This window comes from Mesorhizobium tianshanense, from assembly GCF_007830515.1.
Taxonomy (GTDB): Bacteria; Pseudomonadota; Alphaproteobacteria; order Rhizobiales; family Rhizobiaceae; genus Mesorhizobium; species Mesorhizobium tianshanense.
This window is the reverse complement of sequence record NZ_VLKT01000112.1, coordinates 1-10,785: the sequence shown is the minus strand read 5'-3', so window position 1 is coordinate 10,785 and position 10,785 is coordinate 1. Positions and strand designations below refer to the sequence as shown.

7 protein-coding genes and 1 pseudogene are annotated in these 10,785 nt (G+C 62.7%); 3 read left to right on the top strand and 5 right to left on the bottom strand.

Annotation, left to right across the window (positions count from 1 at the left end):
• Positions 1 to 223: 223 nt before the first annotated feature.
• Entirely contained in the window at positions 224 to 1,129 is a 906-nt protein-coding gene (locus IQ26_RS38065; RefSeq protein ID WP_145723473.1) for a tyrosine-type recombinase/integrase, read from the top strand.
• A 3-nt stretch (positions 1,130 to 1,132) separates the two neighbouring features.
• Positions 1,133 to 2,326 carry an IS91 family transposase gene (locus tag IQ26_RS38060; protein WP_145723472.1) on the top strand — a complete coding sequence of 398 codons (1,194 nt, stop codon included), beginning with the start codon at positions 1,133 to 1,135 and terminating at the stop codon, positions 2,324 to 2,326.
• Positions 2,327 to 2,812: 486 nt separating this feature from the next.
• On the opposite strand, the gene IQ26_RS38055 is transcribed toward IQ26_RS38060, so the two are convergent.
• From IQ26_RS38055 to IQ26_RS38050, 3 genes and pseudogenes are all read right to left on the bottom strand, one after another.
• Entirely contained in the window at positions 2,813 to 3,589 is a 777-nt protein-coding gene (locus IQ26_RS38055) for a transporter substrate-binding domain-containing protein (RefSeq protein WP_145723471.1), read from the bottom strand.
• A gap of 82 nt (positions 3,590 to 3,671) precedes the next feature.
• Positions 3,672 to 3,848 (bottom strand): annotated as a pseudogene (locus tag IQ26_RS41780) (YcaO-like family protein); the annotation flags it as partial.
• 45 nt (positions 3,849 to 3,893) lie between these two features.
• Positions 3,894 to 6,347 carry an adenylate/guanylate cyclase domain-containing protein gene (locus IQ26_RS38050; RefSeq protein ID WP_145723470.1) on the bottom strand — a complete coding sequence of 818 codons (2,454 nt, stop codon included), beginning with the start codon at positions 6,345 to 6,347 and terminating at the stop codon, positions 3,894 to 3,896.
• 93 nt (positions 6,348 to 6,440) lie between these two features.
• Here IQ26_RS38050 and IQ26_RS38045 point away from each other — a divergent pair, with 93 nt between their 5' ends.
• A complete protein-coding gene (locus IQ26_RS38045) occupies positions 6,441 to 7,670 on the top strand; it encodes a YcaO-like family protein (RefSeq protein WP_145723469.1) in 1,230 nt (409 codons plus the stop codon).
• A 6-nt stretch (positions 7,671 to 7,676) separates the two neighbouring features.
• Here IQ26_RS38045 and IQ26_RS38040 read toward each other — a convergent pair whose 3' ends face one another.
• Entirely contained in the window at positions 7,677 to 8,138 is a 462-nt protein-coding gene (locus tag IQ26_RS38040; protein WP_126043216.1) for an ATP-binding protein, read from the bottom strand.
• Between the two features lie 269 nt (positions 8,139 to 8,407).
• Entirely contained in the window at positions 8,408 to 10,375 is a 1,968-nt protein-coding gene (locus tag IQ26_RS38035; RefSeq protein ID WP_322791149.1) for a choice-of-anchor X domain-containing protein, read from the bottom strand.
• Positions 10,376 to 10,785: the final 410 nt, after the last annotated feature.

The following is a 10,785-nucleotide window of genomic DNA, read 5'->3' as shown; positions in this document are numbered from 1 at the left end:
CTTTGCATCGACCGCGTAGACGACCCTGTACCCGGCATACGAACGAACGAGCATGGACAGAAAGGACGACTGCCTTGCACTCACCCCCTTGACGGCCGAGCGATTAGACGACCCGCTTCGCGGGAGGGGCGCCTGATTCTGAGATGGCGCGGTATTCATAGGCCTTGAGCGGGTAGAGACCGCGATCCGACCATGGAGTTCCCTTCAACGAGAGGAACTTGCCATGGCTACCTTGTCGACCGATGCTCCGATCACCCCGCTTCGCCAGCGCATGCAGCAGGACATGCTGATGCGGGGCCTGGGACCGCATACGCAGCAGGACTACGTTCGTCATGTCCGGCGCTTCGCCGCGTTCCTTGGCCGCGCGCCCGACACCGCGGCGCCCGAGGACATCCGGCGCTTCCAGCTGTATCAGCACGAGAACGGCGTGGGCCCTGCGACGATCAACGGCGCGGTTTCGGCGCTGCGGTTCCTGTTCACGGTGACGCTGAAGCGGCGGGATCTGGCGCGCGCGCTGGTGGTCACGCGATATCCACGCAAGCTGCCCGAGGTGCTGAGCGTGGAGGAAGCGGCGCGGCTGCTCGAAGCAGCACCTGGTATCAAGTACAAGGCCGCGCTCGGCGTCGCCTATGGCGCGGGCCTGCGCGTATCGGAGGTCGCGCACCTCAAGGTCGATGATATCGACAGCACACGCATGCTGATCCGGGTCGAACAGGGCAAAGGACGCAAGGATCGCAACGCCATGCTCTCGCCGCAACTCTTGGAACTGCTGCGGCTGTGGTGGCGCGAAGGCAGGCGTCGCGGGGTGATGCTTCCGCATGGCTGGCTGTTCCCGGGGCGCAGTTGCACCGATCCGATCTCGTCACGGCAACTACATCGCGCGGTTCAGGAAGCCGCCGAAGTCGCCGGTATCCGCAAGCGCGTCAGCCCGCATACGCTGCGGCACAGCTTCGCCACCCATCTGCTCGAGCAGGATGTCGACATCCGCGTCATCCAAGTGTTACTTGGGCACAGCAAGCTCGAAACGACAGCGCTCTACACCAAAGTCTCGACCCGGACGATCCACGCGGTCGCAGGGCCGCTCGACCGGCTGATGGCGCTGATGGAAGGCAAGACGCCTCCCGGCTGAACGGTGCGCGCTGACCTGGAGGTCGCCGATATCTTCCGTGCTGCCGGCCCCGGATACCGGGTCGCCCACGCCGGGCATCTGAGCCTGGAGCAGCTCAAGGTCATGTCGGCGATCGAACACTGCCGCACCGCTGCATTGGGTGGTCATGTCGAAGCCTGCGAGGATTGCGGCCATTGGCGCATCGCCTACAACTCCTGCCGCAACCGGCACTGTCCCAGGTGCCAAGGCGCGGCGGCGCGGACCTGGCTCGCCGAGCGCGAAGCCGACCTGCTGCCGGTGGGATACTTCCACGTCGTGTTCACGCTGCCGGCCGAGGTCGCCGTCATCGCCTTCCACAACAAAGCGCTGGTCTATGACCTGCTGTTCAAGGCGGCGTCGGAGACGATGCTGACCATCGCGGCCGATCCAAAGCACCTCGGCGCGCGCATCGGCATCACCGCCGTGCTTCACACATGGGGCTCGGCAATGACCCACCATCCCCATGTCCACATGATCGTGCCGGGCGGCGGCATCGCGCCGGACGGGTCACGCTGGGTATCGTCGCGGCCGGCCTTCCTTCTCCCAGTCAGAGTACTGGGCAAGCTGTTCCGCCGTCTGTTCCTGACCCGGCTGGTCGCGCTTCACGACGCCGGCCGGCTCCCCTTCCTCGGATCGGCGGCGCACCTCGCCGACCGTCGGGCCTTCCTGCGTCATCTAAAGCCTGTTCGCAGCAAGCGCTGGGTGGTCTATGCCAAGCCGCCCTTCGCCGGCCCCCAAGCGGTGCTCGCCTACCTGTCGCGCTACACTCACCGGGTCGCCATCTCGAACCGCCGCCTGATCGCCTTCGACGAAGCTGGAGTCACCTTCCGCTACAAGGACTATCGTCGCGAAGGCGCCGACCGGCAGCAGCTCATGACGCTTGCCGCCGACGAGTTCATCCGCCGCTTCCTGCTCCATGTCCTGCCGCGTGGGTTCCACCGCATCCGCCACTATGGGCTGCTCGCCAGCTCCGCCCGCAAGGCCAGCCTCGCACTCGCGCGCGAACTGCTGAACGGCGCTCCGCCGCCCCAAGACGACACTCCGGAAGAACCGGCTGACGTCCGCCGGCCTTGCCCCTGCTGCGGCGGACGCATGGTCGTCATCGAGAGGTTCGAACGGTGGTGCCAGCCTCGTGCACCGCCTGCCTCAAGAGCGCCGAACCGGGAGAACGCCCCATGACCCGGCATGGCCAAGTTGCTCGTTCGACCCCGCCACGCCGGCGCCGGTCAACGGGATGTTATGTGCACATTGCCGTGGCGCCGGTCGTCACGCACACCAATCCCGCCGGAATCAACGCTACAGGCTCTGCGACCTGGCCCGGAAGCCGCTTCCACGACATGCCCACCGCACCCAATGCGGAAGTCCGCGACAGGCGCTGGCACACCCCGAGACACAAATCCCCATAGGCAATCGTCTGCGGCCCGCGGGTTCCTGCATGAGAGACTTTCGTACGCCTGACGGCACCCGAAACCCTTCAGCATGTCCGCCATTGCGGTCACCTTCAGCGTTTCCCGAAAGCAGACATTCGGTTCCGGTGGCATCGTGTCCGTGTTTGACCCCCAATGCCGACTGTGGAGCGGTCAAATTGCGAAGTCCGGATCGGGCGATTTCCGGTTCTTCCGACCGGGGCAACTTTGTCGAAGTCGGCAGTCAGATCTCACCTCGTCAATCGCCATAGATGTCGAAAGTGAAATATTTCTTCGAGATTTCGTCGTACTTGCCGCTGGCCCTGATGCCCTTGATGGCGGCGTTGATCTTCTCTCTGAGAGGGTCGTCGTCCTGCCGGAAGCCGAAGCCGGCGCCGAGGCCGAGTATCTCCGGGTCGTCAACGACGTTGCCCTTCGCCTCGCAGCAGGCCTTTCCCTGGTCTGAGGCCAAGAAGCCTTCCGCCGCGATAGCTTCACCCTGCACGGCGTCGACCCTTCCTGCCGCGAGGTCCTGAAACGCTTCGTCCTGCGTCTGATAACCCTTGATCTCGGCCACTGCCGAAGCGAAGTGCTTTCGGGCATAAGCCTCATGGGTAGTGGACACCTGGACTCCAAGAATCTTGCCCTTCAGGCCTTCCGGCGTAGCGCTGATCTCTGATCCCCTGGCCGCGACTACCTCGGCCGGCGACTTGTAGTAACGGTCGGAGAAATCGATCGTCTTCATCCGTTCTTCGGTTATCGACATGGACGCCGCGATCATGTCGATCTTTTTGGTCGTGAGGGCTGGGATGATGCCGTCCCATGCGGTCGGCGTCAGGACGCAGTCGAGCTTAGCCTCCACGCAGAGCGCGTCGACGATTTCGAGTTCCCATCCTCCCCATTTGCCTGAAGCATCCTGCAAGAAAAAGGGCGGGTAGGCCTCCGGAGTGTATCCCACCCTGACTGTATCGGCCCACGCCGGACCGCCGAAAGCCAGAGCCAAGATCAGAACTCCTGTCGCGCAGGTTCTCTTCATTTCTCTCTCCACTATTTAGAGGGCACTAATATTCTCCCAACCGGGCCGATTTTGCGAGAGCTTTTTTAATGGGATTGCTCCTTTACGCCGTCATCGGGACCGGATTCATTTCCCGAGCTGACATCCGCTTCTCCCGCCAGCCCAGCCTGACCGGGACATCGAACAGCCGTCCGGCCGCCAGACGGCGGCGCACCGGCCGCATGCCGGGCACGACGACGCGGACGACGGGAACGCCGATCTCCTGCCGTGTGAGGTCGACGGCGAGGAACGCAGGCCAGCAATCTCCCGAGCGACGACTAGCCTCCTAAAACCGTCCTAACGAAGCCGCCAGCTTAAGTCGGTCTTCTGTGCGGCGGATCGGAAAGGCGCCGAGAAACCATTGGATGATGTCCCGCCTCGACGGGTTGGCAGGTCCGGCCCAGGCAGCTTCCGCCGCGCGCAGCAACTCCTTCAGCGCTGCCTCCCGCTCCTCGAGGCGGCCGAGCTTGCCGAGCGCTGCCGCCTTCCATCCCGGCGTATCGATGATCACGTTCTGCGAACGCTCAGCGGCCTCAATCGTGCCCAAATAGTCACCGGCGAGAAAGCGCGTGGTTGCCAGATGGGACCACTGATAGTCTGGAAATAGCGGCGTCAGCTCGAGAGCATGGGCGGTCAGTTTGGTTGCCAGATCCATGCGGCCCATGAAAGCCAACCCTAACGCAGCAGATACAATGACCTTTGGATCGCTCGGATTAAGCTCGGCGGCCAATTCGAAGTGCAATTCGGCTTGCTCGAAGCGTTGCACCATCGCCGTCGACCAGGCCACGACCATGTGGTTGCGCGCGTCGAGGGGGTCGAGCTCGACCGCACGCCTCGCCAGAGCGAGCGCGCGCTGTTGGGTCTGCGCGTCGCGCGGGCAGCCGGGTCTTATGAAATGTCGCGAATTATAAACGCTTGCGAGGCTTGCGTGTGCCGGTGCGAACGTCGCATCCTCGATGATCGCCTGGTCAAACAGCCGCTCGGCTTCATCTTCTGCTTTTGCTGACCAGCGTAGGAGCAAGTGTTCGCCGCGCAGCCACGCGTCATAGACGTCCAAGTCTTCGGGCAGCCGCTGAAGCGCACGCGCAAGGCGGTCTTGGGAGAGATAGATCTCCAGGTTTGAGGCAAGCCGACCGACCAATTGGCGTTGCGTAGCGTGCCAGTTTGCAAGTGTGAGCCTGTACGGTTCGCTCCACACGACTCGGGACGCCATTCTCTCTTCGAGCGAAACGAAGAGCGCGCACTGGTTGCCAAGTCCACGGCAATCGGCCTTGAGCTGATAGTCAGCATCACTGGCGTCGCGGCCATCTTGCATATCAAGGATCGTCAACTCTCGGAATTTCGAAAGGTTGATAATCAGTTCGGACCGGAAGCCGGACGCGAAAGCGGCAACGGCATCGCTCTCGCTCACAAAAGTGCAGACCGCGATGATCGGCGCACGGCCTTGCAATGGCTTTTCGGGCTGGCGGGGGAGCGTGGGGTCCGCCAAACTGGCGGCGAGCGCAGTGGTTTCGACGCTGGGTTCCAGCTGATAGTCTTGGCGCAAGGTGCTCGCGAGTTTGTTGTAAACGCGCCGCGCGGCAGCGACATTCTGATTGAACGCATGGTGGCGCATCAGGCAACGTGCCGCGCCTTCATGGGATGGCTCGAGCATGAGCAAAGCGCTTGCCGCGTGCCGGATGACCGGCTCGCTCGCATCGAAACGGCTCAGCAGGCTTTCCAGCGCTTCCTCTGCCCGGTTCCGGCGGTTGTGGCGAGTCACGCGGAGCCAGGCACCATAGAGGCTGCTGACCGATTCGAAGCCATAGAGAATCGCCTCGGTCCAATCCGACCGCTCGAGCAGCGTATCGTCGACCTTGCCTTCGCTGAGGTCCGTGAAGATTCGGTTGATATCAACGATCACGCGTGCGGGATCTAGGCTCACGTGGTTGCCGTGCCGCAGTCCCGAATTCTTTGGCTCGCCGGAAAGAGCCTTGGCCGCAATGCGCAGACCACCGGTCAGGGCGCTCCTCGCTTCGGCTGGTGTACGCTCGGGCCACAGAAGCGTTGCAATCCTGTCCTGCAATTCCCTGAAGCCTGTCGAGAGCGCCAAGTACCCGATGAGTGCCTGCGCCGTGCGCGACCGCAAGGCGACGGGCTCGCCATCGCTATCAAGGACAGCAAGCCCACCCATAACGGAGATCGAGAATTGCGAGGGGCCGGGTTTGTCCTGGGACATGTGATGCGGAATCACATGATAGAACGACATCGTTTCAGGCATGTTCTTGAGGGCGTGACGGCCAGCGAAGCGGAACCCGTAGTCGGTGGTGCTGCGCGCCGCGCGGTAGACCTCCTCAGTGACGCAGATGCTGCCGGGTGTGGCTAGCGTTTGCACACGGGCGGCGAGGTTGACAGCATGGCCATAGACGTCGCCTGTATGGCGGCGGATTTCGCCAATATGGAGTCCAACCCTAAACCGGCCAGCAGCGGGCTGCTCCACGGCTAGGGCCGCAAGCTTGTCTTGCATCGTGACCGCGTAGTTGAGCGCGTCGGAAACGCTATCGAACAGGGCCAGTACACCGTCGCCCGTCGTCTTGACGAATTCTCCGCGGTGCTGCGGGCAGTGGTCCTTGAACAGCGAAAAGCACTGGGTGACAAGATCAATTGCTGCGAGTTCACCTGCCGCCGTCAAGCGGCTGTATTGGGCAAGGTCCGCGAACAGGATCGCCTTCAGCGCCGGCGATTCGGCTTCAATTTGCATCGTGGCCAGCTTACGACATGGTCCCCAGGTATTGTGGCGCGGTTGACCGGTTATGTCGATGTAATTGCACCAGATGGGACAAAGGGAGAGAATATGACCGCGAAAGACAGGTCGGCGCGGAAGCTTGAGGAGCTTTTCAACGCCGTTGAGCTCCCGCAGCGTGGCCCTGTCCGCCTGGCGATCGCGATACCGGGCGCCGCCCTGCTCAAGATACCAGGTTTCCCGCGCGCGGCGCGGCCGGTGCCGGGGCGAATGGCAAGCGGGAGAGGCTTCACCGCGACGGGCGCCCGGACAAGCGCACTCCGCGAAGCCGCAGAACTCGTGTCATGCTCGGCATGGGGTGACGAACAACTCGTCAGCGCGCGTGACGAAGAGATCGGACCCGCCGTGCTCTCGCCCGAGGTGCTGAACGGCTTTACTGCTGCCCAACTCGGCGACCGCATTGCGTGGAACGAACGGCATCGCAGCTTCGATTGGCGGCCGCCGCGCCGCGATCCGGCCACGCCGATCGACTGGCTCGCGGTCGAGGACGCATATGGCGGGCCAGCAGCCTATGTTCCTGCCGACTTCGCCTTTATCGGCCGCAAGGAAACGGGCGACGAGAGCGCGGTGGCGATCGGCGACAGCAATGGCTGCGCCTGCGGTGCCGATATCGAGAGCGCCAGACACGCCGCGTTATTGGAGTTGATCGAAAGCGATGCCAGTACGCGCTGGTGGTATGGCCGGAGGCGCAGGCCACTGATCGATCTCGCGCTGCTCGACGACGCGAGCGGGCTGGTTACGTGGCTCGGCGAGCGCGAGCGGGACACATGGCTCTTCGACATCACCAGCGACCTCGGCGTGCCCGTGGCTGCCGCCGCGTCCTCTGATCCGGACGGCAGCGACGTCGCGCTGGGATTCGCCGCGCGACCTGATATGCGCGAGGCGGGAGCGGCGGCTCTCACCGAGATGGTCCAGATGGAATTCTCCCTCGCCACGGTGCGCGCTTTGGGTCCCACCGCTAGCTGGGCGGCGTGGCGACAAGCGGTGACGATGGCATTGCCGCCGCTTGATGCAGCGCACGCGGTGAAGCATTCCCCAGCAACAAAGAACAAGGCGCTATCGCCCGGTGCGCCTCTAGAGGCCTGTGCCCGCGCGGACGTTGCGTTATGGTTTGCCGACATGACCCGCGACGTCGTGGGCGTGCCGGCAGTCAGGGCGATCTCGCCCGACCTTTGCCATTTCAAGCCGCGATTTGCCCGCAAGCGACTGCTGGCATCCGATCACCCAGACCTCAGCCCCGTCCTCCCGAACCCGGAGGACCAGGTGACGTTGCTGGTTTAGCCACTCTTATCGGCAGCGCGTGAGCAGCATGATCCCGAACAGGAACTCGCACGCGGCCGTTACTTGGGCTGGCGTACCGCCCCCAGTCGCACCATACAGGGCAACGATCGCTTGCACATATGGGGCGAGATAATTGGAGTCCAGCGGAGGGTCGCCTGTCTGCATCTCCGGCAACACCATTTTGTGCTTACCGAAATTTACCGCGGGCTTTTTCCTTTCGTCATTATAGATGCTTATCTTACAATTGTTTTTGCTGATCTCAACGTCTTGTATTGGACTTCTGGTCTGCTGAAAAATCTTGTGCGCGGGGGTTGCATATTGCTTCAGCAATTCAGATCGGTCCGTGGTGGAGGCGTTCCGAAAAGCGGCGAGGTTGTTGAGCACGCCGGTCGCAACATTCCTGTACCCTTGCTGGTTTGGGATGTTCCCACCTGGATTGTTACCCTGGAACATCTTGAGCTTGGCCATTTCCCTTCTCCCTCAAATAAACAATTCAAGCAGGATTAAAGCTCGGGCCGGGCTTGGCCGTCGGTTGCTTTCACTCTCGTCCGAACATGGCAAAGGGCATTTCCCTGTCATACCCGCCGCGGGAGAAGCATAGTACACCGCGCGCGTCCGACCCCTCGGTGACAAACGCAATTGCTGATCAATTGTTGATCCGCGCCCCGGCAGGACAATCCAGCGTGGCCCATCAAAGTATCATTCCAGGCACAATACTATCAAGGGGGCACACGCCTTCAGTGAACGAAGGGCACCGGTCGAAAGCCCAGGAGCAGGAGGCACGAGCGTCCGAGCAGGTTGGACATTGCGATCTCGCGCTCGGTCAGATCCTCATAGTGATGTATGCCGCCGCCTTGCGGTACCGTGATGTCCTCACCCAGCAGGAATCCCGAGAGCTGCGCGGGCGTGGCCATGTCGCGTGTGCCGATATGGGTGAACTGGGTTGCGGTCTCGCCGCTGTGGCACCCGTTGCAAGTGGCGAGCGAAAACTTGCGGCGCGTCTCGAGCGGATCGGCGAGAGTGGTGCTGGGATTGGGAACCCACCAGAAGTAGCTACTCACATCCGTGTTGGACACGGCGCCCAGGAACCGATCGAACATAGTGGGAAAGCGCTCGGGAACCACATGCCGATCGTCGAGGATGGCGGCCTCGTTGATGCCGAGATAAGTCCGCAGGATCGCGCTGCTGTTGAATTGATTGTCAGGCGTCTGCTTGACCGTGACCAGATCGAGCAGTCCGTCCTGCTGCAGGTGGAACTCGCGCAGCTGCCAGGGGACACTCAGCACGGTCTCGTTGGTCCTCAGCTGACTGAGTGAGCTCATGTTGGGAAGCTGGCCGGGATTCGATCCGTGATCGGTGAAGGCGCGGGTGATGGATTCCAGCGCCTGATTGTAAGCGGCACTGCCGACGGTGAACTGGTCGAGATCCTTCCAGCGCCGATGCCACGCCTTGACCTCCATGCACGAGCCGGCAGCGATGCCGTATTCGAAGATGACGGTGAAGTTCATCGGATTGCAGCTATTGGAGGCTGGATCGTGGTAGACCAGCCCGAACACCAAGCGCCCCTCGCCGGCACTACCGGCGGTTCCATAGCCGATGCGATCGGCAAGGTCGGGCCGATTGACGATGGCGAGAAGTCGCGCCGGGAAATAGTCGACATTGAAAACGCCGCCGGGCGACAAGGCCCGCCAGTTGTCGATAACAAGCGATTGCAGCCGCATGGCGCGCGCTGGCTCGGTTACGATCCAGCCGTTGGCCTCCTGGGGAATTTGCCAGCTCGATAGCCAGTGTCGGGTGAATTCCTCCGGTGTGAGGCCGGTGCCATTGGCCAGCTCGCGCATCAGGTGACCGAAGCTCCACGCGCCGCCCGGCGACCCAAGCCCGCTGCAGGCATCGAAGCTGCGCGCGCTGTCCTCGACCACATCCGTTGCAGTGATCAGCAGTGAGCGCTCATGGTCAATGGCGGTGGGCAGCGGGGGTGGAAACCCCGGGAAGATCGGAAGATCGAAGAGGTATTCGACCCTGAAGCGCTGCGGCAACAACTCGTGGAACCGCGGCCCCGGCAGGCGCAGGAACGGTGTTGTGCCGATATTGATCTCCAGCCCTTGCGCCGCGCGCAGCGGGTCCGGATCCTGGCTGTCCCGCAGGCCCCGTGCCCACTCCAACCCTTTGCGTGCCTCGTTAAGCGGGCCGACCATCTTGAGCTCGGCATCGCTGACTGCGGCGGCGGTCGTGACGATGTCGCGGGGCCCGCGCCGTATCAACCCGGTATTCTGCTGTTGCTCGCCTAAAGCGTCTATCGTCGCCGCCAGGTCGGCGCGCAGCGCCGCGAACTCCCCAGTGGCGTCAAACTTGAACTGCGCGGTGAATACACCGTCGCCTTTCTCTCGATCCGGCTCGGCGCCGTCGTCGCGAAAGGTGACGACTCCATCCTCCAGCGCTACCGGGAATTCCGTGAGGGTCGATGGGCCGGTCGTCGCGATCTCTCCCACCACCACTCCGGGCTCCTGCGTCAGGAAGACACGCAGTTCGGTGACATTGTTGGCCAGCATCTCCGGTGAAGTCGCGGGCGAGGACGGCGGCGGTTTGCGCCGAAGGGCCTCGCCCAATATTCGATCGAACGACGACGGATCCAATCCGAGGAAGGGGCCGGTCGGCGAGCCGGCGCTATTCTCCTGAGCATTGCTGGCGATCGGCGTTGCCACCAGCAATGGAAGCAACAGGAAAAGGCACCACTGTCGACCTGAAGACGGAAACATGGTTGTTCTCAGCGTTCGAACTAACCAGCGAAACACAGTCTATCAGAAAGGTGCCGAGCGGAATAGCCGTCCATAACTCTAGTCTCTCATGTTCCCTGTCAAGGCTGAGCGCAAGACGGATGGTCTGCTCGGCGTGGGCGAAGCAGTTGGATCGGCTGAAGCTGCACAGGGCTGGGGGTGGAGCTCAGAGACGACGGTTGATCAGACTCTCATCCGCGGGTTGGATACCGCCTTCCGTGTCTTCGTCTCGGGGCTGTCCTCTGTCTAGAGGGCGGGCGTCGAGCGGGTTGGCTCGGCCACATAACTAGCGACGGGAGTTCCCCACCGTGGCCCCACCCCCAACGCTGTGCAGCGGG